The organism is Bradyrhizobium sp. C-145, from assembly GCF_023375135.1.
GTDB classification, from domain to species: domain Bacteria; phylum Pseudomonadota; class Alphaproteobacteria; order Rhizobiales; family Xanthobacteraceae; genus Bradyrhizobium; species Bradyrhizobium zhanjiangense.
Genome location: NZ_CP088150.1, coordinates 2,206,433 through 2,228,368 on the forward strand (window position 1 = coordinate 2,206,433; position 21,936 = coordinate 2,228,368).

Sequence of the window (21,936 nt, forward strand, 5' to 3'; positions counted from 1 at the left end):
TTACAAAATAACATCTATTACATGTTCCGATGTTACATGACATCACCAATAAAAAACAAGGCGCCTGTACGAAGTTTCCGTTTTCGCGTTTAGCTCCTGACACGCATTTCGCAATGCACTGTCAAAAATGTCGATGGCAAAACAGTCGTCGTCAGCGAAAAGGATCAGGCCATGAATTATCAGCCCCGCGGCATCAGCCCCCTCCTGCGCCCGGCTTCGTATCAGAGCGAGGTCGAGGCGGCTCAGACGCTTCTTAAGACCCAGCCGACCTGGAACGGGGTGACGGCCGAGGCCGTCGCACGCATGCGCCTGCAGAACCGCTTCAAGACCGGCCTCGACGTCGCCCGCTACACCGCGGCCTTGATGCGGGCCGACATGGCCGCCTATGACGGCGACCCCACCAAGTACACCCAGTCGCTGGGCTGCTGGCACGGCTTCATCGCCCAGCAGAAGCTGATCTCGGTCAAGAAGCACTTTGGCAAGACCGATCGCACCTACCTGTATCTCTCGGGCTGGATGATCGCCGCGCTGCGCTCCGAATTCGGCCCGCTGCCCGACCAGTCGATGCACGAGAAGACCTCGGTGCCGGCGCTGATCGAGGAGCTCTACACCTTCCTGCGTCAGGCGGATTCCCGCGAGCTCAACGACATCTTCCGCGCGCTCGACAAGGCGCGCAAGGAAGGCGACAAGGTCAGGGAGAAGGAGCTGATCGGGAAGATCGACAACTTCCAGACCCACGTCGTGCCCGTCATCGCCGACATCGATGCCGGCTTCGGCAACGCGGAGGCGACCTATCTGCTCGCCAAGAAGATGATCGAGGCGGGCGCCTGCGCGCTTCAGATCGAGAACCAGGTCTCAGACGAGAAGCAGTGCGGCCATCAGGACGGCAAGGTCACCGTGCCGCATGACGTCTTCCTCGCGAAGATCCGGGCCTGCCGCCACGCCTTCCTCGAGCTCGGCGTCGAAGACGGCGTCGTCGTGACCCGCACCGACTCGCTCGGCGCCGGCCTGACGCAGCAGATCGCCGTCAGCCACAAGCCCGGCGACATCGGCGACCAGTACAACAGCTTCCTGGATTGCGAGGAAGTGACGGCGGAGAACGCCAAGAATGGCGACGTCATCATCAACCGCAACGGCAAGATGATGCGTCCGAAGCGGCTGCCTTCCAACCTCTACCAGTTCCGCCCCGGCACCGGCGAAGACCGCTGCGTGCTGGACTGCATCACCTCGCTCCAGAACGGCGCCGACCTGCTCTGGATCGAGACCGAGAAGCCGCATATCGAGCAGATCGCCAAGATGGTCGACCGCATCCGCAAGGTCGTTCCGAATGCGAAGCTGGCCTACAACAACTCGCCGTCGTTCAACTGGACCCTCAACTTCCGTTGGCAGGTCTACGATGCGATGAAGGAAGCCGGCAAGGACGTCAGCCAGTACAACCGCGCCGAGCTGATGAAGGCGGAGTATGACGACACGCCGCTGGCGAAGGAAGCCGACGAGCGAATCCGCACCTTCCAGGCGGATTCGGCCAAGCGTGCCGGCATCTTCCATCACCTGATCACGTTGCCGACCTATCACACGGCGGCGCTCTCGACCGACAATCTCGCACGCGAGTATTTCGGCGAGCAGGGCATGCTCGGTTACGTCAAGAACGTCCAGCGCGCCGAGATCCGTCAGGGCATCGCCTGCGTGAAGCACCAGAACATGGCCGGTTCCGATATCGGCGACGACCACAAGGAGTACTTCGCCGGCGAAGCTGCCCTGAAGGCGGGTGGCGTCCACAACACGATGAACCAGTTCGGCTAACGCATCAGGCACTTCGACAGGAGACTGACAATGACCACAGGCAGCAATTTCTGGGTGATCGGGGGCGAGTTCGGTTCGATGAACTTCCACAAGCTCGTGGAAGGCTCGGCCCAGGTCAAAGGTCCGTTCAAGACCCGCAAGGAAGCCGAGGACTGCTGGCGCGAGGTGTCGGAGGAGAGCCGCCACAAGGCCGGCGTCCGCTTCTCCATCGTGGAAGAGCCGTCGCGGGTCCCAGCCTGACGCACTGAACTAAGAAGACGTCCAAGGACGGATGGTCCCATCCAGGCCCTGCCTGGGTGGGATCGTCTGTTTTTGGCACGGGTGAAACGTCTGTGGGTGCCGTAAGTATCTGGAATTGTGGGCCCTTTGCGGACGCTGTGGTTGCTGATAGGTTAACCATGGTGTTTGAGGACGAGGCCGACAATGTCAGAGCCCGAAACCAGCGGAATCCATCCCAGCCAGCCGCGCCCGGTGCGGCTGCGCGATGCGCTGTTGCGCGCCCGGATCGAGGCCGCCGACCGGACCGGCGTGGTCGTCGATCTCAGGGACGCCGAGGTCGCCCGGCTCGAAATCCTCAACGACGCGCTCGATCCCCTGTTCGCGCAGGTGCCTGATAAGATCGACCTGTTCGACCGCGGCATCAGCCAAGGCGATACGCCCAGGCTCTGGATCGACGTCGTCGCCCATATCATGATGGGGCGTGACAAGCGGATGTACCGCTTCGTCCAGGACACCCGCTTCGGCCGCATCGTGCTCGCCGAATCGCACGACACCGCTGTTATCGTCGAGGCCGTCACCGACTATGTCGCGCGTCGCATGATCGAGCGCGAGCATGCGATGGTGGTCCCGCCCGAACCGCAAGCACCGGCCACCGAGCCGCCGCGCCGCTCGCGCCTGTGGCCGTTCGTGTTTGGCTTCATCCTCGGCGCCGCCGCCTTGTTCGGCGTCGCCTTGCTGGCGGCCCTGCGGAGCTGGTGAGGCTCTCTCCGTCGTCATTGCGAGGAGCCCTTGCGACGAAGCAATCCAGGAATCTTTCCGCGGAGGGACTCTGGATTGCTTCGCTGCGCTCGCAATGACGGTGAACTAAATCAACCGCGTATGCTTGATCTGTCCGATCTGGAATCCGGCCCCCAAGCTCCGCACCGTCTGCTCGCAACGCCAGCCGGCATTGTCCTTCTCGATCGTGAACAGATTATACGCCGCCGCCGGGTAGCGTCCGTGCGCGAGCGCGGAGGCGGAGGGCACGCCGACCGCAGGGATGTTGCCGTTCGGGCCCTCGAACCACATCGTCGAATGAATGTGGTCGTGCCCGTGCAGGATCAACTCGACGCCGTGGCGTTTCAACAGTGCCAGCAGCTCGGCCGCGTCCGTCATCCGCTTCTGGCGCGCGACGGATTTCAGTGGGTGGTGCACCAGCAGCACGCGGAAGACGTCTTCCGCGGCGAGCCGGTCGAGAACCTGTTCGAGCGACGCGAGCTGATCGCGCCCGAGCGTGCCCGTCGCCATCAGCGGCAGGGTCGGCACCGCCGTCGACAGGCTGATCAGCGCCAGCGGCCCACGCCGACGGACGGCTGGGAAAGCCACAGTGTCGGGCGTGTCCGCGGCGATGTAGTGCAGGAACGTCTCGCCGAAACGATGACGCGTCGCGCTGACATAGGCATCGTGATTACCGGGGATCGCGGTGACGCGGTCGGGCGGGCCGACGCTTTCGAGCCAGGCCAGGGCCGGCGCGAATTCGGCTTCCAGCGCGAGGTTGACGAGATCGCCCGTTACCGCGATGTGGTCGGGCGCCTGCGCCTTCATGTCGGCAACCAGCGCGTCGAGCACCTCACGGCGCTGGTATTTGTGCCGATTGCGCGTCCAGTTGACGTAACCGAGCGCGCGCTTGCCGGCGAGTTCGATCAGCCGCGGCTCCGGCAGTGGCGGCAGATGCGGATCGGACAGATGGGCGAGCGTGAAGGGGGCCATGGCGCGCGATTGCCTCGCTATTGCTCCGCTGTAATGGCAAGGTCGCAGCCGGCGCGCAAGCAGGGCCTCAAAAGGGGGTGTCAAGGAAAGCCTGATGGGAGAACGTCTGAACACCATTCGACGAAAATTCGAGCCGCTGCTGCGGCGCCTCTTCCATGTCTATTTCCTGTTGGTCCGCGGCATGACGCTCGGCGTCCGCGCCGTGGTGCTGGACGCGGAGAACCGGGTGTTCCTGGTCAGGCACAGCTACGTCAGCGGCTGGTACCTGCCCGGCGGCGGCGTCGATTTCGGCGAGACCATGGCGCACGCGCTACGGCGCGAGCTCAAGGAGGAGGGTGACATCGATCTGATCGGAGATGCCGTGCTGCACGGCATCTTCCTCAACAGCCACGTCTCCCGCCGCGACCATGTCGCGGTCTACGTCGTCAGGCAGTTCAGTCAGGACCGCCTGCCCGCGCCCAATCACGAGATCGTCGAATGCGGGTACTTCGCGATCACGGCGCTGCCCGAGGGGACCACGCCCGGCACACGGCTGCGGATCGCGGAAGTGCTGGGCGGCAAGCCCCTGATTGCGACGTGGCGCTGAGGGCGGGCTGTACTGGTCGTTCAACGGCGAGTCAGAACACCTCTCCCGCCGGCGCTGAAAAGGAACTGAGCATCTTTGCTGCCCGATGGACCGCGCTGCGTTCAGGTGCTATCCCGCCAACTGACATGACCGATCTCTCACTCACCATCTTTCCCGAGGCCGCCGGCGACGCCCAGGCGATCGAACGGCTGCACGAGCGCACCTTTGGTCCCGGCCGCTTCGTGCTCAGCGCCTATCGGATTCGCGAGCACGTCGACCATCTGCTCGAACTGTCCTTCACCGCGCGCATCGGCACGCTGCTGGTCGGCTCGGTCAGGCAATTGCCGATCCTGATCGGCGACACGCCGGCGCTGCTGCTCGGGCCGCTCACCGTCGAGCCGCCGTTCCGCGACCGCGGCATCGGCCGTCTGTTGATGGAGCGCGCGCTGAAGGACGCCAAGGAAAAAGGCCACGCCATCGTGCTCCTGGTCGGCGACGAGCCCTATTACAGCCGGGTCGGCTTCAAGCCGGTCCCCAAGGGCCGCGTCACCATGCCGGGCCCGGTCGACGCCGCCCGTATCCTGGTGTTCGAGCTCGTCGACGGCGCTTTCGAAGGCGTGTCGGGCGCGGTCGGTCCCGACTGGAGCAAGGCGCGGGGGTAGGGGCTACGACGCTGCGAATTGGAAGCGCGGCGTTGCCTCATACACCGTCATTGCGAGCGCAGCGAAGCAATCCAGAATCTTTCCGCAAAAGCAGCCTGGATTGCTTCGTCGCAAGGGCTCCTCGCAATGACAATGTATGTCGGGGGCCGTAGGCCCCGACTGACACGAGATCAGAACTTGAAGTTCGCGAATGCCCTGACGCCGATGCCGGGCATTAACACCTCGTCCTTGGTGTAGGACACCGAGTTGCGGATGTTCTCGTTGAGGAGATTGTTGCCGACGATGCCGGCCATCATCTCGCGTGCGCCGAACCAGTTGCGGTCGAGCTTGGTCTTGTAGCTGACTTCGGCCTTCAGCAGATTGTAGCCCGCCGTCGGCGTCTCCGCGATCACCGCGACGTTGTTCTGCGCGAAGGCATGCAGCAGGTTGACGCGCATCAGCCAGTTGTCGTCGCGCCAGAACACGCCGCCGCCCATTCTGAGCGGCGGAATCCGCGGCACGTTGGTGCCGTCGCTGAAGGTGGCGCGGACGAAATCGAGCTGGTTCTCGATGCCCCAGATGCCGCCCTGGAACGCGCCGACGTCGAGCTGCGACTGGAATTCGCCGCCGCGGAAATTCGCATTGCGTTGCGAGTAGACCGCCTGGTTCAGCTCGGCGCCCGGCGTGCCGCAGGACGCAAAGTCGTCGTCGCAGGACACGCCGGTGAGACGGCGGAAGATGAAATTGTCGAAATGCGTGTAGTAGACCGTCGCCTCGAACCGGAACGGCCCCGTCGCCTTGCGCACGCCGAGCTCGACCGATTTCGCGGTCTCGATGGTGAGGTTCGGATTGCCGATGTCGAAGGTCGCGGTCGCGTCGTGGCCGCCGCGGGAAAACAGCTCGGCCGCCTTCGGCGCGCGCTCGACATATTGTGCGGTGATGCTGCCGACCATGCCGCCCGGCAGGTCCTGCAACAGGCCGATGCTGCCGCTCTTCGGCGTGAAGGACGGATTGCGCGAGATCGCCGCCTGTGGCGTGCCGTCGGGCAGGTAATCGGCGGGGAAGTCCGGCGTCGTGCCGTGCAGCTCGACATGCTCGATACGGCCGGCGATCTGCGCCCGCGTCGCCTCCGTGAACTTGAACTCGTTGAAGGCGTAACCGGCAACGCGGGTGCTGTTGTTGGGGTCCCACAGGCCGTTGAACAGCGTGCCGGGATTGTCGGGGCTCGGCGCGCTCAATTCCTGATGCCCGACCTGGAAGCCCAGCGCCGTCGTCACCTCGGCGAAGCGGGCGTTGAACGGCATCAGCTGCACCTCGGTGCGGATCTCCTGCTCCTTGTTGGTGAAGGTCTGCCTGATGCCGTCGCTGCTCAGGTCAGCGGGATCGGCAAGGCCGATCTCGTTGTGCCGGTAATCCGTCGCGCCGGCCCAGAAGCGGACGGCATCGATCGCGGCCGCGTCGGGATGGTACTCGCCTTTGACGTTGATCTTGGTCTGGTGGCCGTCGATCCGCGTGTTGTGGTCGGCGCCGTCGATGCCGGGGATGTGGTAGAGCGAGTCGTTCTGGGTGATCGACGCGCCGATATAGCCGCCCTGGAAGAAGTAGGAGCCGCCGATCGAGGCGCCGTCGGAGCGCGTCGCCGAGTTGGGCTGGCGACCGTTCACGGGGCGCGACTGGTCGGTGAGATAGGGATAGCTCGGGATGTAATAGTCGGAGGTCGTGCGGCCATAGGCGTCGGCGTGGAATGCAAAATTGCCGCCGCCGGTATCGAGCAGCACGCCGCTTTCGACGCCGCGATCGACCGAGCTGAACGCGGTGCGCGTCTCGGCGGTGACGCAAGGCGAGGTCGCGGCGCTCGCGAGCGGGGCTTTGGTCGGCAGGCCGTAGGCCTGGAACGATGGCGCGCAGGACGGCATCGCGTCCGGAATCCGGTTGTTGGTGGCGCTGACGACGCCGCCGATCGAGGTCGAGCCGTAGCGCAGCGCGGCCGGCCCGCGCACCACTTCGACCTGGTTGGTGGCGAGCGGATCGATCGGGACGAAATGATCCTCGCCGAGATCGGACGCGCCACCGCCATTGGTGCCGTTCTCGACGATGCCGACGCGGTTGACATCGAGGCCCCGGATGATCGGCCGGCTGGAGGCGCCGGGCGCGAAGCTCGAGCCGGTAATGCCGGGCTTGGAGAACAGGAGATCGCCGAGTTGACCGCCGCCCTCGCGGCGGATCTCTTCATTCGGCACCACCGTGACGGTCGCGAACTGGTTGGTCACGATAGGCAGCACGCCCTGCTGAGGCGCGGCGGGCGCGGGGGCTGCGGGCGGGGCTTCCGCCGTTTGTTGCCGGCTGCGCACCCGCGCGGTTCGCGTGCCGCGACCCGGGGTCCGCGACGGCACCACCGCTCGGCGCACGATCGGGCTCGGCGCCGTCACGGTGACGGCCGGGATCTCGGTCGACGATTTGTCTTGCGCAGGCTGTTGTGCCGGCTCTTGGGCGAAGGCGGGCGTGGCGGCGACGCCGAGCAGGAGCAGGCTTGCTCCGCCAAGGCGCTGCGCGCGTCGCAATTGAAATGACATGGTCCTGATTCCAGCCAGGCCGTCCGCATGATTGTCTGCTGATCGGAGGCGGCCTGCCGTCGCAGCGCGACGGAATTCGACTTCAACTTCTCCCAGGCATTCGCCGCCATGCGGCGAGGCTGGGCATGATCAAGCGTTGGAGGTCAGGACGCAGGAGGGGCGCGTGGCTGGAACGCCGTGCCGGCCGATTTCAGATGGATGAATTCGGCATCGGTGGTGCGGTGGAGCAGTTCGATCGCCCGCGGCAGCAGCAGCACCGGCGGCGTCGCGAACACGATTGTGCCCGCCATCGCGACGACGGCGCAGATCGCGCAATTGTCGTCGCCGGGATGCTCGCGGTCAGGACGGGCGGGCGATTGCTTCTGGACCGCGGCGCGGTCCATCGCAGCAACGCCCTTGGCGATGTCCTTGGCGCTGTCCGTCTGCTGCAGCGAGGATTGGGCGAGGGGCGCGGCCTGCGCGAACCAGTGGCTATGGCCGAACGTCAGCGCGAACTGCACCAGCATCGCGAACAGCGCGAGCCGGGCACCGTGCCTCACATTTGACCGAAACCATTTCATCCGAAAGCGCCCCACACCGCGCGGCCAATCCCCTGGCATCGCGGCGTTACAATATAACATCGCCCGATCGATCAGCGGATGTCAACGGCGGGCGGATCGGCGCGCGCAGGCCGCCGACCCAATGTGTCGTTCCGGCAACTAGAGTGGATTGAGATTAGGCCTGATGCAGCAACGCAGAAGGTGCGCTCCCTCTCCCGCTTGCGGGCGAGGGCTGGGGAGAGGGTGTCTTCGAAAGGCGAGACCCCCTGTTTGGAGAGAACCCTCACCCGGCGCTTCGCGCCAACCTCTCCCGCAAGCGGGAGAGGTTGAACGAGGCCCCGACCAAGAGATCACCGCCCCTCGCGGACCCAGGTCGCGGCGAAGGCGCCGAGCAGCAGCAACAGGCCGATCAGGCCGGCGAAGATGGGCAGCACGCCGACGCCCTTCACGACGCTGGCATCGCGCATCCGCACGCCCATCCAGCCGTCGCCGTGGAAGACGCTGGTGGAGCGCACCGGCAGGATGCGCGGCAGCTCGACGCTGGAGCCACTGGCCACGCGCACGGCGTTGCCGCCGGTCGCCTGGGTCAGCGGCTTCAACGTCTCGGTGGTAGAGGTGACTTCCGAAAACTCCTTCGGATTGGTCGGGCCGACATTGATCAGCGCCTTCAGCGTGCCGTCGGTGGCCTGCCACAGGCCGAGCTCGTTCGCCGGCAGGCTGGCGCGCCACTCGCCGGGATCGCCGGGGCTGAGCGTCAGGTCGTGCGACACGCCCGACGGCGAGGTCACGTTCACCGGCTGGACGCTGTCCGACATGGTCTGGCGCACCACCATGAGATCCTTGCCCTGCACCTGGAGGCGCAGCGCTTCTTCATCGAGATCCGGCTGCTTCATCAGCCAGTGCGACATCCGCCTGAGCAGGTCGAGATGCGGGCCGCCGCCCTCATAGCCGCGCGCCCATAGCCAGATGTGATCGGACAGTAGCAGCGCAACGCGGCCCTCCCCAAAGCGCGACAGGAACAGCAGCGGCTTGCCGTCGACCCCGGTCATCACAGGGGGGTTGACCGCATTGCGGGTGTCGACAGTGCGGAAGAACCGGCTCCAATGCGGCGGCTCGGATCCCGAGCCCTCCAGCCCGCGCGTGACGGGATGGCGTTTGCCGATGTCTGACAGATGCGCATAGAACGGCTTTTCCGTCACGCCGACGGGCTCGGCCGGCAACACCGAATCCAGCGGCGTGCGCCAGATGCTGGTGTTGGAGGCGTAGTCGGGGCCGGCCGAGACCAGCACCGCGCCGCCGGAGCGCACATAACGCGCGATGTTGTCGAAATAGGCGATCGGCAGCACGCCCTGGCGGGCGTAGCGGTCGAAGATGATCAGCTGGAATTCGTTGATCTTCTGCTGGAACAGCTCGCGGGTCGGAAACGCGATCAGCGACAATTCGTTGATCGGCGTGCCGTCCTGCTTCTCCGGCGGACGCAGAATGGTGAAATGCACGAGATCGACGCTGGCGTCGGATTTGAGCAGATTGCGCCAGGTGCGCTCACCCGAATGCGGCTCGCCCGAGACCAAGAGCACGCGCAGCTTGTCGCGCACGCCGTCGATGGCAACGACCGCGCGGTTGTTCACCGGCGTCAATTCTCGTTCGAGCGGCGAGGCCTCGATCTCGACGATGTTCGGACCGGCATGCTTGATGTCGACGTCGACGCTCGCGGCCTGGCCGCTCGACAGCGTGCGCTCGTTGATGACCTCGCCGTCCCTGCGGACCGTGACCTTGGCACGCTCGCCGGAGACGCCCTGGTCGTCGAGGCGGTAGCTGATGGTCTGGGTCTGCCCGACGATGCCGAAGCGCGGCGCTGCCGTGATCGCGATGCGGCGGTCGCGCTCGTCCTTCTGCCCGGTGACCAGCGCTTGCACCGGCGCCTGGAAGCCGAGCGCGGCGGCGTTCGCCGGAATGTCGTGGACGCGGCCGTCGGTGATCAGGAACGCGCCGGCGACGCGGTCGACCGGCACGTCCGACAAGGCCGAGGCGAGGGCGCCGAACAGTTTCGTGCCGTCGGTCTCACCGTCGGCCTGTCCGGCATCGACGACGCGGACTTCGAGGCCCTTGATCTTCTTCAGGCTGTCGACCAGAGCTTCCTGCGCTTGCGCGGCCTCGCGATTGCGGTTGCCGAAATTCTGGCTCGGGCTCTTGTCGACGACGACGGCGGCGACCGAGGTGAGGGGATCGCGATCCTCGCGGGTGAAGGAGGGATTGGCGAGCGCCAGCAGGAACAGCGCCAACGCGGCCACACGCACGGCGGCGCCGCGTGCGCGCGCCAGCAGCAGCACGAGCGCGACAATGACGATCGCCGCCAGCGCAAGCCAGAGGACGATCGCGGGAACAAGCGGCGTGAACGCGATGCCGTAATTCATATCTATCCTATTGCCCGAGCCGTTCGATCAGGGCGGGTGCGTGCACCTGGTCGGCCTTGTAGTTGCCGGTCAGGGTGTACATCACGATGTTGGCGCCGGCGCGGTAGGCGAATTCGCGCTGGCGGGTGTCGCCGCCGGTCACCGGCAGCATGGCCTGGCCGTCGGGCCGCACCGCCCAGGCGCCGGCAAGGTCGTTCGAGGTGATGATGATCGGCGAGACGCCGTCGCCGCCGCGCGCCGGCCGCTGCGCGCTGTCCTCGTCCTCGTCGCGCGGCAGGGTCTCGACCCAGGTCTGGCCGGAGACGAAGCGGCCGGGGAAGTCGCGCAGCAGGTAGAAGGTCTTGGTCAGCACGTGCTCGCGCGGCACCGGCTCGAGCTCGGGCACGTCGAGCGAGGACAGGATCTCGCGCAGCGTCTGCATGGCCGGGGTCTGCGCCGCGCCGTTCGCGCCGGGCGGTGCTTCGATCGCGTCGCGGGTGTCGAACAGCACGGTGCCGCCCTGCTTCATGTAGGCGTCGATCTTGTTGATGGCATCCTGCGGCGGCTTGGGCGCCCCGGGCACGATTGGCCAGTAGATCAGCGGGAAGAAGGCGAGCTCGTCGCGCGCGGGATTGACGCCGACGGGGTCGCCGGCCTCGAGCGCGGTGCGCTGCGCCAGGAACAGCGTCAGCCCGTTCATCCCCGCCCTGACGATGGAATCGACGTCGGCATTGCCCGTCACGACATAGGCGAGGCGGGTCTGCGACACCGCCTTCATCGCGAACTCGTCCGTGACGCCGTCGGCGCGCGCCGGCGTCGGCGAGAGCGCCGCGACGCCTGCGAGCACCAGCGCGAAGACGATCATCGCTGGCGCAGCGCGGCGGCGCAGCAGCGCGGCAATCCCGCCGCCGAGCAGCGCGACGATAATTGCGTCGATCAGGAACAATGCCAGCGCCGTCGACAGCAGCCAGCCGCGCAAGTCGCGCGGCTCGGCGTTGGTGTAGGTGGCGTGCCGGGCGCGCAGGCTCGCGGTGTTCAGGGCTGCGATGCGGTCGGCGGCGGCAAGCGTGTTCACGGCGAGCGGTCCTTCGGCCGGACCATAGAAGCCCGGCGGATGATCGGGTGTGGCGCGATCGCGATAATCCGCCGGCAGCGGTTTTGCGGTGGCCGGCGGCGGGCCGAAGGCGCCGAAGCCGTCGAGGATGTGCAGGGGCGCCACCGTCTCGGCGGTCGTCTCGGCCGCGACCCCGGCGCCGGGCTTGGACGTGTAGCCGGACATGTCGACCACCCGCCGCAGCATTTCGACGAAGGTGCCTGACATCGGCAGATCCGACCAGCGCATGTCGGCGCTGACGTGGAACAGGCTGACCAGCCCCTTGCCGCGATGCTCGCCCGTCACCAGCGGCGTGCCGTCCTCCAGCGAGGCCCAGCTCTTGGTGGCGAGCACCGCGTCGGGCTCGGCCAGCACCTGGCGGCTCACGGTGACGTCCTTGGGGGCCACGACGCCGGCAAACGGACCGTCGGCGGCGAAGGAGGCGAGATGCTGCGGCTTCTCCCAGGTCAGGCTGCCGCCGAGCGTGCGGCCGCCCTTGCGCAGCTTGACCGGCACGAGATCGTCTTCGGCCTGCGCCAGCCGGGGCCCTGCGAACCGCACCAGCACGCCGCCCTGATCGATCCAGGCATTGAGGCGCTCGCGCAGCTCAGGGGCGATGGTGCCGACATCGGCGAGGATGATCATCGGCAGCTTCTGGTCGAGGAACTGGGTGATGCCCTGCTGCGGCGAGCCCTTGTCGGCGAGCCGCACGTCGGCGAACGGCGCCAGCGCGCGGGTGAGATAGAAGGTGGGCGCCAGCAGCGGCTGCGCGGTCTCGCTGGTCGAGCCCGAGACGATGCCGATGGCGCGGCGGCGCCAGCGCTTGTCCAGCAGCTGCACCGCGCCGGCGGAGCGCTCGCCCGAGATCTCGAGCCGGGTGATGTCGTTGCGCAGCTCGACCGGCAGATCGAACGCCGCGTCGGTCTCCTTGTCCTGCGGGCCGAATGAATAGCGGGCTTCGCCGATCGGCGAGGCCTTCTGGTCCAGCGCGCGCACGGTGCCGACGGCGATGCCGCTGTCGGTGCGCAGCACCTTCACCGTCATCCTGGCGGCGGCGTTCTCGGCCGCGACCAGCGCCAGCGGCGCGGAGGTGCCGCCTTCGAACACGGTCAGGCTGCGATCGCCGATGGTCTTGCCGAGGCCAGCTACGAATTCCTCGCCGCGGCCGGTGTCGACGCCGTCGGAGAGCCAGGCGATCTCGCAGTCGCCGGTGGCTTTGAGGAAACGATCGATTGCGGTCAGGGTCTCGACGCGGTCGATCGAATAGGGCTTTGGCGCGAGCTGCCGCAGCGCGACGCGCGCTGCGCCCGCCGGCATCAGGGTGATGTCGCGGTTCGGCTCGGACAGCGGCACCAGCGCGATGGCGCGGCGGTCATTGTCGGCGTTGGCGATCAGCTCGTCGGCGGCCCTGATCCTGACGTCCCAATGCGATGCCGCGCTCCAGCCGTCGTCGAATATGATCATCAGCGGCGCCTTGCTGCCGGCAAGACCCGTCTGCGGATTCCAGATCAGGCCGGCGGCGGCGAAGATCACCAGCGCCGCCGCGAGCAGGCGCAACGCGGTCAGCCACCACGGCGTCCGCGAGGGCGTCTCTTCGCGCGGCGCGATGTCGAACAACAGCCGTGTCGGCGGAAACTCGATCCGGCGCGGCCGCGGAGGCATCACCCGCAGCAGCCACCACAGCACGGGCAGGCTGACGAGGCCGATCAGGAGCAGTGGTTCGGTGAAGGCGAGCGGCAATCCCATCATGCGGCCGGCCCCGCCTTGATCGTCGTGGTGCGTGCGCCCGACTTGCTCACCTGCAGGCCGGCATGCAGGAACAACAGCAGTTCGGCGGCCGAGCGGTCGGTCGCGTGCGTGGTGAACAGCCAGTCGAGCTTGTTGGTCTCGGCGCGGATCTGGTCGCGGTGCAGCGTGAGCCGCGCGGTGTAATCCTGCACCCAGCTCTCGGCCCGGCCGGCGGTGATCACGCCGAACCCTTCCGGCTCGACGAACTCGATGCGGCCGGAGTACGGAAACGACTCTTCGGCGGGATCGACGATCTGCACCATGGTGCCATGTGCGCCGGAGCCGGAGAGCCCTGCGAGCGTGGCCCTGATCTCGGAGATCGGCGACCAGAAATCCGACAGCACGATCGTCTCGGCAAGCGCCGAGGGCACGAAGGACGGCGGCAGGCTGAGGCGTTCGGCATCGTCAGGCAGCATCGCCTGCGCCATCTTGTCGATCACGCTGCGGCTCGCGGTCGGCGCCATCAGCCCGGGAATGCCGACGCGTTCGCCGCCGGACACCAGCAGCTCGGCCAGCGCGAAGGCGACGATCAGCGTGCGTTCGAGCTTGGATTCGCGCGCGGTCTTGGAGGCGAAGGCCATCGAGGGCGAGCGGTCGGGCCAGATCCAGACCGTGTGCGCGGCTTCCCACTCCTGCTCGCGCACGTAAAGATGGTCGTCACGCGCCGAGCGGCGCCAGTCGACGTTCTGCGACGGCTCGCCCGAGACGAAGCGACGGTACTGCCAGAAACTTTCGCCGGAGCCGGCACGGCGCCTTCCATGCAGGCCGTGGATGACGTTGGCGGCGATACGGCGGGCCTCGAGCACCAGGCGCGGCAGCGAAGCGGCGAGCGTGCGGCTTTCGCCATCGGCACGTCGGATCGCTATGATCTCCTTTGCTGTGTGCCCGTTCTCTGCCGCCATCAACCGATCCGTGTCTTCAATTGCCGGATCACGTCCGGAATCGTGCGTCCTTCCGCGCGCGCCTGGAACGTCAGCGCCATGCGGTGCTTCAGCACGGGCTCGGCGAGGTCGAGCACGTCGTCGACCGAGGGCGCGAGACGGCCGTCGATCAGCGCACGCGCGCGCACAGCCAGCATCAGCGATTGGCTGGCGCGCGGGCCGGGTCCCCACGCGATGAACTTGCCGGCTTCGCCGGCGTCGGGACCCGGACGGGCCGAGCGCACCAGCGACAGGATCGCCTCCACCACGGAATCGCCGACCGGCAGGCGGCGGATCAGCCGCTGCGCGGCGATCAGCGCATCGGCGGTCATCGATCCCCTGGCCAGCGTCTCCTCGGCGCCGGTGGTCTCGAACAGGATGCGGCGCTCGGCGTCGCGATCGGGATAGTCGACGTCGATCTCCATCAGGAAGCGGTCGAGCTGCGCCTCGGGCAGCGGATAGGTGCCTTCCTGCTCCAGCGGGTTTTGCGTGGCGAGCACGTGGAAGGGCTTCGGCAGGTCGTGGCGCGCACCCGCAACCGTGATGTGCTGCTCCTGCATCGCCTGCAGCAGCGCCGACTGCGTGCGCGGACTGGCGCGGTTGATCTCGTCGGCCATCAGGAGCTGCGCGAACACCGGACCTGCAATGAAGCGGAACGCACGCCTGCCCGCGGTGCTCTCGTCTAGCACCTCGGCGCCGAGAATGTCCGACGGCATCAGGTCGGGCGTGAACTGGATGCGCTTGGCATCTAAGCCGAGCGTGACGCCGAGCGTCTCGACCAGCTTGGTCTTGGCGAGGCCGGGGACGCCGATCAGCAGCGCATGACCGCCGGAGAGGATGGTGACGAGCGTGTTCTCGATCACGCGATCCTGGCCGAAGATGACGGATGCGATCGCTTCCTTCGCCGCGCGAATCTGGCCCGACACCTGCTCGGCCGAACGGACGATACCGTCCTCGAGTTTCTCGACACTTTCCGCCATTCGCTCGCTCCTTCAGCCTGCCACGCGGCTTGCCTGCGTCGTCACGTCAGCGCTTCACCTCAGCACATCACGTCAGGCCATCCGTCGGATCATGGGCCCTATGCTAGACTTGCAGGAAGGCCATGTATTCGTTGAATTAACCTATCCCCACCTTATCGGCTTCGGGTTATGTACGGCATCACGAAGTGGCGACCTCGCACACCGGACTCATCCGGAGTGGAACCGCTCACCGAGGTACAACGTAGACCTGCACCAATCGTGCCAAATGACAAAGTCAGGGCAAACCATGGCGAACCAAGGGCAGAGTGCCGATCGCGGTCTCGAGGGGCTGACTGCCGCCGCCAAAAGCGCTGCCAATGCCGAGGGCGCCAAAAAGGGCCTGCCTCCGGTGCATCTATGGAATCCGCCGTTTTGCGGGGATCTCGATATCCGAATCGCCTCTGATGGTACTTGGTTCTACATGGGGACGCCAATCGGGCGTCATGCGCTGGTCCGCCTGTTCTCGACCATTCTCAAGCGCGAAGGCGACAAGCATTTCCTGGTCACGCCGGTGGAGAAGGTCGGCATTCGCGTCGACGACGCGCCATTCATGGCGGTCGAGATGCTGAAGCACGGCGAGGGCAGCCACCGCGTGCTGAGCTTCCGCACCAATGTCGACGACTGGGTGACCTGCGATGCCGCGCACCGGCTGCGCTTCGAGCAGGCGAAGGACGGCGGGCTGACGCCCTACTTGCATGTCCGCGCCGATCTCTGGGCCAAGGTCACCCGTGCGCTCTATTACGATCTGGTTGACATGGGCGAGGAGCGGATGGTCGATGGCCAGCCGATGTTCGGCGTCGAGTCGGCCGGCGAATTCTTCGCCATGGCCGACGCGGAGCAGGTGAGGGCCGCGCTTTGAACAAAACTATCCTGAAGAACGATCCGGTCGCGCTCAGCGCGGCGGATTTCTTCGCCCGCTCCAGGGCCAGGCTCGGCTTCGACGTCCCGCCCGGCCTCTATGATCCGAATATCATTCCGGCCTCGGGCGACCCCGGCACCGACAAGATGCTGGAGATCATCGCGCGCGAGCAGCCGGTGCGGCCGGCGGCGGTCCTGATCGCGGTGGTCGACCATCCCGAGCCGACCATCCTGCTGACGCAGCGCTCGGCGCACCTCAACGACCATGCCGGCCAGATCGCCTTTCCCGGCGGCAAGATCGACGCGACCGATTCCTCACCGCTCGATGCGGCGCTGCGCGAAGCCGAGGAAGAGGTCGGACTGTCGCGGGACTTCGTCGAGCCGATCGGCTATCTTGATCTCTACGGCACCGCCTTCGGCTTCCGCATCCTGCCGACGGTCGCGAGGGTCAGGCCGGGCTTCAAGCTCACCATCAACCATTCCGAGGTTGATGACGCGTTCGAAGTGCCGCTATCCTTCTTGATGAACCCGGTGAACCACCAGGTGCACAGCAAGGAATTCCGCGGCATGGAGCGGTTCTATTACGCGATGCCGTTCGCGGAACGCTACATCTGGGGTGCGACAGCGGGTATGCTGCGTGTGCTTTATGAGCGGATCTATTCATCATGATCCGGCCGGTTCTGACCGAGATCGGAATCTTCCTCATCCCTTTTGCCGTCTATGCGCTGTTCCTGGCCGCCACCCGGACCGGCCTGTTCGCGCGATCTTCCTGGCCGGTTGCGATCGTCGCGCGCCTTGCGCTGGCGGCGATCGTGCTGGTGATCGCGGGGTTGATCGGCCTCGCGCATTTCTCCGGCGCGGCGCCGGATTCGACCTACGTTCCCGCCCATATCGAGAACGGCAAGCTCGTGCCGGGCGTGGAAAAATAGGGGCCGACGGATGATCGCGGAGCCTTTACTTGCCCATGCGCCCTGGCTGACCGCAGGCGGGACCGCGCGCGTGCTGCAATTGCTGGGCGCGGACGGCGAAGAGGCGCGGGTGGTCGGCGGCGCGGTGCGCAACGCGCTGCTCGGTCTTAAGCCCGGTGACATCGACATCGCGACCACCGCGTTGCCGGACGAAGTGATGCGGCGCGCCAAGGCCGCCGGCATCAAGAGCGTGCCGACCGGCATCGATCATGGCACCGTCACGCTCGTCATCGACGGGCATCCCTACGAAGTGACGACGCTGCGCGAGGACACCGAAACCTTCGGTCGCAAAGCCAAGGTCGCATTCGGACGCGACTGGGTGAAGGACGCCGAGCGGCGCGATTTCACCATGAACGGCCTGTCGGTCGATGCTGATGGCGTCGTGCACGACTATGTCGGCGGGATCGCGGACGCCAGAGCGCGTCGCGTGCGGTTCATCGGCGATCCCGGCCAGCGCATCGCCGAGGATTATCTGCGCATCCTGCGCTTCTTCCGCATCCACGCCGCCTTCGGTGCGGGCGAGCCAGACCGTGACGGCTGTCTCGCCTGCATCCGGGGACGCGCGGGCCTGGCTAGCCTCTCGGCCGAGCGGGTGCGCATGGAAATGCTCAAGCTACTGGTGGCCGGCGGTGCGTCGGCCGCAGCGCTGGCGATGGCCGAGGGCGGATTGCTGCAGGCGCTGACCGGGGGCGTCGTCTATACAGGTCCGCTGTCGGCGATGATCGCGATCGAGCGCGAGCTCGGCCTGCCGGCGAATGCAACGCGGCGCCTGGCCGCGCTGACGGTCGCCGTGACCGAGGATGCCAAGCGCATCGCCACGCGCCTGCGGCTCTCCAATAGCGAGACCAAGGCGCTGGATTCGATGGGGCACCGCTGGTGGCGCTTGGCCACCAAGGACGAGGCCGACGCACGCCGGCTGCTCTATCGCCTCGGCGCCGAGTGCTATCACGATCGCGTGTTGCTGGCCTGGGCGCGGGCCGGCGGCGACATCGGATCGTCGCGATGGCGTGCGCTCGCCGAGCTGCCGCAGCGCTGGACTGCGCCGAAATTTCCGCTGAAGGCCGCCGATTTCATCGCGCGCGGCATGGCGGAAGGGCCTTCGCTCGGACATGTGTTGACGCTCGCCGAGGACGCTTGGCTTGCGGCGGATTTTCCACTAGAGCAAGCCGCGCTCGCTTCCATCGCCGATCAAGCTGCGGCACGCGTCAGCCGCGATGAGAAAACGTGACCATCGTCTCAGGCTTCGCCGACATCTCGATTCTTCAGCTCCTGCTGGTCGCGTTGATGGCGTTGTTGGCTTCGATCATCGGTGGTCTCGCCGGTTACGGCACCGGCGCCTTGATGCCGCTGGTGCTGGTGCCGCTGGTCGGCGCCGAGCCCGTGGTGCCGATCATCGCGATCTCCGCCATCTTCACCAATTGCAGCCGCGCCATCGCCTATCTGCGCCATGCCGACCGCCGCCGCGCGCTGATCGTGCTTCTCTGCGCGGCGCTGACGACGGCACTCGGCGCCTATGGCTACACGCGGCTGACCAATGCGGGCGCGGCGCTCGTGATCGGCTCCATGCTGATCCTGAGCGTGCCGCTGCGCCGCGTGCTGCGCCGCCGTGAGGTCAGGATCGGCGACACCGGCCTTGCCGCCGGTTCGATCGGTTACGGCGTGCTGGTCGGCGGCACCTCGGGCTCCGGCGTGATCCTGCTATCGCTGCTGATGGCCGCCGGGCTCGAAGGCGCGGCGGTGATCGCAACCGATGCGATGATCTCGCTCGGCACCGGCCTGATCAAAATCTCGGTGTTCGGCCTTGCCGGTGCCGTGACCGCGCAGGTGCTCGCCTTCGCGCTGCTGATCGGCGCGATTGCGATCCCCGGTGCGTTCCTCGCAAAAGCCTTCGTCGAGCGGATGCCGGTGCACATCCACACCGCGATCTTGGACCTCGCGGTGATCACCGGCGGGCTGGTGATGATCTCGGCGGCGGCGAGGCAGCTGACCTGATACACGGCCGAGGCATTGATATCTTCGATTGTGCACCGGTGGAGCGCTTCTAACGTCGTCCGACTTCAGACTCGTGCTCCATCTGCAAGATGCGCTCTCGGAGCGCGCCGAAGGTCTCTTCGGCAGCCTCGCTAAACAGCGGATCCTCATGATCGATTGAGGTCGAAGCGATTTCGCTCCAATCTGCAGGCTTTAGAGCCTTGAGAGCCGCAGGAAAGAAATCGCGGTCTTCAATCATGATGTGACGCCGCTCGCTCTCTATGAAGTCGCGAACGATATTGTCCACGTTTTGCCGAAGGATTTCCCGATCCGACAGGACACCGTCGATCGCACGAGCAACGCGGCGCAAACGATCAGTCCCCTTTTGGTGCTCAAGTCTCAGGTTGCCGACGCTTGCCGCCGCAGCCGGATCCCGAAGCTCTAGCTTGGCAAGGACCAGCTCCTCCAGGGGATGATGGTAAATCTCGGGATAGAGTTCGAAGTAGCTGATGATTGCGCGAATGACCTCATAGTCGGGGTGGTCGCCGCGATCGAAAATCTCAAGCTCGTGCTCAAGCACGGCGAGCAGCGTCTCAATATTGCGGTGTTCTTGGGATAGGCGCTCAATGATCATTGTGGCCTCCAACGAACCATTGAATGATCAAAGCTATCCTGAAAGCGATTCAGAATCTTGCGCTGGATCAAACTCGGGGGACCGGGTCGCCGGGCTGAACAGCCCGCCCGGCATCTGGCTGCACTCGACCGGCGCAGCACCTCGCGCAGGTCTCGCGGAACAGATCGCCTTCCATGCCATCCAAAGGCAAAGTCCTCCTCCTTCACTCCCGCAACCGTCCGCGCCGGCCGCCAATTTCGTGCCTGCCCCGCCGAAAAGGGGTAGAGTGCCCCAGGGTCACATCCGAGGAGCAACACCATGACCCAACTCCCCGAGCTGGTTCCGGCCGAGATCGACCGGCACGTCTTCGCGATCATGCCCGACACGATGCCGCCCCGAGATCCTGATGACGACGAAGAGGATGAGGAGGAAGAGCAAGACGATGAAGAGAACCAAACCGACGAACCGCCGGTCGTGCGCGAGCCGGACGAGGACTAAGCAGGACGCTTAGACGTCGCCTGAGTTTCGGTGAGTGCGATCCCCAGCCTGCGTGCGGCGCGCTGGTGTGTCCGGCGGATTCCAAGGGTCGGTCTGATTCCGAGAGCAGCGGGCAGGCGCTGAATGGACCACGGTTCTCGGCGCAGCAACCTATCGGCGTTCGCAGGTAGAGGAGGTGAGCATGACTCTCATATTGCTTGGTGTGCTCCTTGTTTTCGTCGGCGTACTCCAAATGGCGTTTCAGCCCATCTGGCGAGGCCGATTCAGCGGTGGAAAGTGGCTTCGCTCCGGGCGTGACACGCTGGAACCTGAAAGGCCAGGTAGCGGCTTCGGCATCAAATCGAACTGGCCTGGGCTCGTGATGGTCGCGCTTGGCGGCGTTTTCTTGCTGGCCGGAGCTGCCATCTGAGTTGAAAGCAGACATTGAAAGCAGACAATGGCTTGGGAAGCTACACGGCGGAAGAACCCGTCGAGCTGAGCCCGGCACTGACGAAGCGCAACGACGTTCGTGGTGAGCTCTTAGCCAGTGTTTCTGACCGCCTCAGCCAGCATGGCGTAAAGCTGCTGCTTGCTGAATTCCTTGGGCTGCTGCCTCTCCGCTGTCTTCCGCGACACCTTCTTTGCGACCGGACGGACGCAGGCTGCCGATGACGTCGGCCTCAGCTTCGGGGGCGGCCTTATCTTGGGTCTTGCCGTGGGCGGCTTGTGGCCGCGCTTCAGGCCCTGACGAGTCAGCATGCCGCAGACCGCGTTACGACTGCACCCGAGACGGCGCGCGATCTGCGCTGCGCTCTGTCCTGCGGACCAGAGCCTAGTGAGGAGCGCTATGTCTTTCGCATCCCAGCCCATGGCAGATATTATAGCGCCGACTGTCGAGCACGCGCTAGCCTAGTCTTCGTCCGGCTCGCGCACGACCGCCGGTTCGTCATCGTCCTCTTCGTCGTCTTCCTCCTCCTAGTCTTCATCGGGATCTCGTGGCGGCATCGCAGTGTCCATAAGTACGAGCGGTGTCCAGCCGATTGCTGTGATGGAAAATGCTTCGGAGGTGTGTTGCTTCATGTCGTTGTGCTCCCCAAGCACGTGCAGTCACATATTCCTGGCCGACGACATGCAGATGCCCAGGGCGTGATCGCTGCAAACGCGACGGGGACATCAGGTCGACATGAGTAAGGGGCGACACCCGCCACGCAACTGCTGAGGTTTTCGGCTACTTGATGCCCGAGGGCCCATTAGGCTCGATGTTCACCAAAACCTCGCCGGCAGCGATTTCGGGAACTCCAAGATCGAGGTCATGCAGACTGGCTTGAACAAACGCGAGTATCTTGGCGTTCGCCGCATTGGCGCTTTCGCGGTCGTCAAATATCATCACGGCGATACCGACACCGTCGCCGGCATCCAGCACATGGTAAGATCTGAAGCCGTGCGATTGCCTGAGGATCTCGCCGACGCCGCTCTTGGCGCGGCGGGCGGCGTCCGCGACCGAACGAACCTTGGTGTACTTGCGAATGACCATGTACATGAGGCCACCACGCGCCACTCGCCCCTACCCATCAAAGCATATCGCTCCCGGTCGGACCAGAGCCTACTTTCCGAGATGGGCCACAGCGCCCGGTTGGGGCGGACCGCGCAACGCGCCTTTGCGTCATCCAGCGACCAAGCGCAATGTCGGCACGCTCCGCCTCAAGCTGGAGGTCCGGAAACTTGAAGTTTAGGCGCAGCCACCGAG

At 65.8% G+C, this 21,936-nt stretch carries 22 protein-coding genes; 12 read left to right on the forward strand and 10 right to left on the reverse strand.

The features are described 5' to 3' along the window. Nucleotides 1-171: 171 nt before the first annotated feature. The 3 genes from LRP30_RS10105 to LRP30_RS10115 all read left to right on the forward strand — a co-directional run bounded on the left by LRP30_RS10105 (nucleotide 172) and on the right by LRP30_RS10115 (nucleotide 2,781). A complete protein-coding gene (locus tag LRP30_RS10105; protein WP_128935632.1) occupies nucleotides 172-1,803 on the forward strand; it encodes an isocitrate lyase in 1,632 nt (543 codons plus the stop codon). A gap of 30 nt (nucleotides 1,804-1,833) precedes the next feature. Further along, nucleotides 1,834-2,043 (forward strand): hypothetical protein, encoded by a 210-nt coding sequence (locus LRP30_RS10110; protein WP_128935631.1) that lies wholly within the window; start codon nucleotides 1,834-1,836, stop codon nucleotides 2,041-2,043. Nucleotides 2,044-2,226: 183 nt separating this feature from the next. Further along, nucleotides 2,227-2,781 carry a hypothetical protein gene (locus tag LRP30_RS10115; RefSeq protein ID WP_164934386.1) on the forward strand — a complete coding sequence of 185 codons (555 nt, stop codon included), beginning with the start codon at nucleotides 2,227-2,229 and terminating at the stop codon, nucleotides 2,779-2,781. Between the two features lie 105 nt (nucleotides 2,782-2,886). Here the strand turns inward: LRP30_RS10115 and LRP30_RS10120 are convergent, their stop codons facing one another. Then, nucleotides 2,887-3,771: a metallophosphoesterase gene (locus LRP30_RS10120; protein ID WP_128935629.1), complete on the reverse strand. Its 885-nt coding sequence runs from the start codon at nucleotides 3,769-3,771 to the stop codon at nucleotides 2,887-2,889. A 94-nt stretch (nucleotides 3,772-3,865) separates the two neighbouring features. Here LRP30_RS10120 and LRP30_RS10125 point away from each other — a divergent pair, with 94 nt between their 5' ends. Together LRP30_RS10125 and LRP30_RS10130 are read left to right on the forward strand one after the other, a co-directional pair. Beyond that, nucleotides 3,866-4,357, forward strand: a complete 492-nt coding sequence (locus LRP30_RS10125) for an NUDIX domain-containing protein (protein ID WP_128935628.1) — start codon at nucleotides 3,866-3,868, stop codon at nucleotides 4,355-4,357. A 125-nt stretch (nucleotides 4,358-4,482) separates the two neighbouring features. Then, on the forward strand, nucleotides 4,483-4,998 hold the full coding sequence (locus LRP30_RS10130; protein ID WP_249760224.1) for an N-acetyltransferase: 516 nt from the start codon (nucleotides 4,483-4,485) through the stop codon (nucleotides 4,996-4,998). A 170-nt stretch (nucleotides 4,999-5,168) separates the two neighbouring features. Here LRP30_RS10130 and LRP30_RS10135 read toward each other — a convergent pair whose 3' ends face one another. From LRP30_RS10135 to LRP30_RS10160, 6 genes are all read right to left on the reverse strand, one after another. Further along, a complete protein-coding gene (locus LRP30_RS10135) occupies nucleotides 5,169-7,550 on the reverse strand; it encodes a TonB-dependent receptor (RefSeq protein ID WP_249760225.1) in 2,382 nt (793 codons plus the stop codon). A 143-nt stretch (nucleotides 7,551-7,693) separates the two neighbouring features. Further along, complete coding sequence (locus LRP30_RS10140; protein ID WP_249760226.1) at nucleotides 7,694-8,110, reverse strand: DUF2946 family protein; 417 nt, start codon at nucleotides 8,108-8,110, stop codon at nucleotides 7,694-7,696. A gap of 329 nt (nucleotides 8,111-8,439) precedes the next feature. Then, nucleotides 8,440-10,503 carry a hypothetical protein gene (locus LRP30_RS10145; protein ID WP_249760227.1) on the reverse strand — a complete coding sequence of 688 codons (2,064 nt, stop codon included), beginning with the start codon at nucleotides 10,501-10,503 and terminating at the stop codon, nucleotides 8,440-8,442. Between the two features lie 7 nt (nucleotides 10,504-10,510). Further along, nucleotides 10,511-13,324, reverse strand: a complete 2,814-nt coding sequence (locus LRP30_RS10150) for a DUF4159 domain-containing protein (RefSeq protein ID WP_249760228.1) — start codon at nucleotides 13,322-13,324, stop codon at nucleotides 10,511-10,513. After that, the gene (locus tag LRP30_RS10155; protein WP_249760229.1) at nucleotides 13,321-14,265 is read right to left on the reverse strand and encodes a DUF58 domain-containing protein; all 945 of its coding nucleotides are present in this window, start codon (nucleotides 14,263-14,265) and stop codon (nucleotides 13,321-13,323) included. The genes LRP30_RS10150 and LRP30_RS10155 overlap by 4 nt, the downstream gene beginning before the upstream one ends. Beyond that, entirely contained in the window at nucleotides 14,265-15,263 is a 999-nt protein-coding gene (locus LRP30_RS10160) for a MoxR family ATPase (RefSeq protein ID WP_128935621.1), read from the reverse strand. Before LRP30_RS10160 ends, LRP30_RS10155 begins: the two co-directional genes overlap by 1 nt. Nucleotides 15,264-15,549: 286 nt before the next feature. On the opposite strand from LRP30_RS10160, the gene LRP30_RS10165 reads away from it, so the two are divergent. From LRP30_RS10165 to LRP30_RS10185, 5 genes are read left to right on the forward strand one after another with little or no spacing between them, the layout of a single operon-like run. Beyond that, nucleotides 15,550-16,161, forward strand: a complete 612-nt coding sequence (locus tag LRP30_RS10165) for a DUF1285 domain-containing protein (protein WP_128935620.1) — start codon at nucleotides 15,550-15,552, stop codon at nucleotides 16,159-16,161. Beyond that, nucleotides 16,158-16,829 carry a CoA pyrophosphatase gene (locus LRP30_RS10170; RefSeq protein WP_128935619.1) on the forward strand — a complete coding sequence of 224 codons (672 nt, stop codon included), beginning with the start codon at nucleotides 16,158-16,160 and terminating at the stop codon, nucleotides 16,827-16,829. The genes LRP30_RS10165 and LRP30_RS10170 overlap by 4 nt, the downstream gene beginning before the upstream one ends. After that, nucleotides 16,826-17,089 (forward strand): DUF6111 family protein, encoded by a 264-nt coding sequence (locus LRP30_RS10175; protein ID WP_128935618.1) that lies wholly within the window; start codon nucleotides 16,826-16,828, stop codon nucleotides 17,087-17,089. The genes LRP30_RS10170 and LRP30_RS10175 overlap by 4 nt, the downstream gene beginning before the upstream one ends. A gap of 10 nt (nucleotides 17,090-17,099) precedes the next feature. Next, complete coding sequence (locus LRP30_RS10180; protein ID WP_249760230.1) at nucleotides 17,100-18,356, forward strand: CCA tRNA nucleotidyltransferase; 1,257 nt, start codon at nucleotides 17,100-17,102, stop codon at nucleotides 18,354-18,356. After that, nucleotides 18,353-19,120 carry a sulfite exporter TauE/SafE family protein gene (locus tag LRP30_RS10185; RefSeq protein WP_128938060.1) on the forward strand — a complete coding sequence of 256 codons (768 nt, stop codon included), beginning with the start codon at nucleotides 18,353-18,355 and terminating at the stop codon, nucleotides 19,118-19,120. The genes LRP30_RS10180 and LRP30_RS10185 overlap by 4 nt, the downstream gene beginning before the upstream one ends. A gap of 49 nt (nucleotides 19,121-19,169) precedes the next feature. On the opposite strand, the gene LRP30_RS10190 is transcribed toward LRP30_RS10185, so the two are convergent. Beyond that, nucleotides 19,170-19,733: a hemerythrin domain-containing protein gene (locus LRP30_RS10190; RefSeq protein WP_128938059.1), complete on the reverse strand. Its 564-nt coding sequence runs from the start codon at nucleotides 19,731-19,733 to the stop codon at nucleotides 19,170-19,172. A gap of 297 nt (nucleotides 19,734-20,030) precedes the next feature. Between LRP30_RS10190 and LRP30_RS10195 the strand changes: the two genes are divergently transcribed. Both LRP30_RS10195 and LRP30_RS10200 read left to right on the forward strand, forming a co-directional pair. Continuing rightward, nucleotides 20,031-20,210, forward strand: a complete 180-nt coding sequence (locus LRP30_RS10195) for a hypothetical protein (protein WP_128935614.1) — start codon at nucleotides 20,031-20,033, stop codon at nucleotides 20,208-20,210. A gap of 181 nt (nucleotides 20,211-20,391) precedes the next feature. Further along, nucleotides 20,392-20,619: a hypothetical protein gene (locus tag LRP30_RS10200; protein ID WP_128943692.1), complete on the forward strand. Its 228-nt coding sequence runs from the start codon at nucleotides 20,392-20,394 to the stop codon at nucleotides 20,617-20,619. Nucleotides 20,620-20,729: 110 nt separating this feature from the next. Here the strand turns inward: LRP30_RS10200 and LRP30_RS10205 are convergent, their stop codons facing one another. Further along, the gene (locus LRP30_RS10205; protein WP_249760231.1) at nucleotides 20,730-21,059 is read right to left on the reverse strand and encodes a GcrA family cell cycle regulator; all 330 of its coding nucleotides are present in this window, start codon (nucleotides 21,057-21,059) and stop codon (nucleotides 20,730-20,732) included. A gap of 358 nt (nucleotides 21,060-21,417) precedes the next feature. Next, nucleotides 21,418-21,729 (reverse strand): hypothetical protein, encoded by a 312-nt coding sequence (locus tag LRP30_RS10210; protein WP_091894301.1) that lies wholly within the window; start codon nucleotides 21,727-21,729, stop codon nucleotides 21,418-21,420. Nucleotides 21,730-21,936: the final 207 nt, after the last annotated feature.

Coding starts and splice junctions, on each gene's coding strand:
- LRP30_RS10120 (WP_128935629.1), bottom strand. CDS start 3,771: ATGGCCCCCTTCACGCTCGCCCATCTGTCCGATCCGCATCTGCCGCCA.
- LRP30_RS10140 (WP_249760226.1), bottom strand. CDS start 8,110: ATGAAATGGTTTCGGTCAAATGTGAGGCACGGTGCCCGGCTCGCGCTG.
- LRP30_RS10130 (WP_249760224.1), top strand. CDS start 4,483: ATGACCGATCTCTCACTCACCATCTTTCCCGAGGCCGCCGGCGACGCC.
- LRP30_RS10160 (WP_128935621.1), bottom strand. CDS start 15,263: ATGGCGGAAAGTGTCGAGAAACTCGAGGACGGTATCGTCCGTTCGGCC.
- LRP30_RS10150 (WP_249760228.1), bottom strand. CDS start 13,324: ATGATGGGATTGCCGCTCGCCTTCACCGAACCACTGCTCCTGATCGGC.
- LRP30_RS10115 (WP_164934386.1), top strand. CDS start 2,227: ATGTCAGAGCCCGAAACCAGCGGAATCCATCCCAGCCAGCCGCGCCCG.
- LRP30_RS10200 (WP_128943692.1), top strand. CDS start 20,392: ATGACTCTCATATTGCTTGGTGTGCTCCTTGTTTTCGTCGGCGTACTC.
- LRP30_RS10110 (WP_128935631.1), top strand. CDS start 1,834: ATGACCACAGGCAGCAATTTCTGGGTGATCGGGGGCGAGTTCGGTTCG.
- LRP30_RS10205 (WP_249760231.1), bottom strand. CDS start 21,059: ATGGGCTGGGATGCGAAAGACATAGCGCTCCTCACTAGGCTCTGGTCC.
- LRP30_RS10210 (WP_091894301.1), bottom strand. CDS start 21,729: ATGTACATGGTCATTCGCAAGTACACCAAGGTTCGTTCGGTCGCGGAC.
- LRP30_RS10190 (WP_128938059.1), bottom strand. CDS start 19,733: ATGATCATTGAGCGCCTATCCCAAGAACACCGCAATATTGAGACGCTG.
- LRP30_RS10175 (WP_128935618.1), top strand. CDS start 16,826: ATGATCCGGCCGGTTCTGACCGAGATCGGAATCTTCCTCATCCCTTTT.
- LRP30_RS10180 (WP_249760230.1), top strand. CDS start 17,100: ATGATCGCGGAGCCTTTACTTGCCCATGCGCCCTGGCTGACCGCAGGC.
- LRP30_RS10195 (WP_128935614.1), top strand. CDS start 20,031: ATGACCCAACTCCCCGAGCTGGTTCCGGCCGAGATCGACCGGCACGTC.
- LRP30_RS10105 (WP_128935632.1), top strand. CDS start 172: ATGAATTATCAGCCCCGCGGCATCAGCCCCCTCCTGCGCCCGGCTTCG.
- LRP30_RS10165 (WP_128935620.1), top strand. CDS start 15,550: ATGGCGAACCAAGGGCAGAGTGCCGATCGCGGTCTCGAGGGGCTGACT.
- LRP30_RS10125 (WP_128935628.1), top strand. CDS start 3,866: ATGGGAGAACGTCTGAACACCATTCGACGAAAATTCGAGCCGCTGCTG.
- LRP30_RS10145 (WP_249760227.1), bottom strand. CDS start 10,503: ATGAATTACGGCATCGCGTTCACGCCGCTTGTTCCCGCGATCGTCCTC.
- LRP30_RS10155 (WP_249760229.1), bottom strand. CDS start 14,265: ATGGCGGCAGAGAACGGGCACACAGCAAAGGAGATCATAGCGATCCGA.
- LRP30_RS10135 (WP_249760225.1), bottom strand. CDS start 7,550: ATGTCATTTCAATTGCGACGCGCGCAGCGCCTTGGCGGAGCAAGCCTG.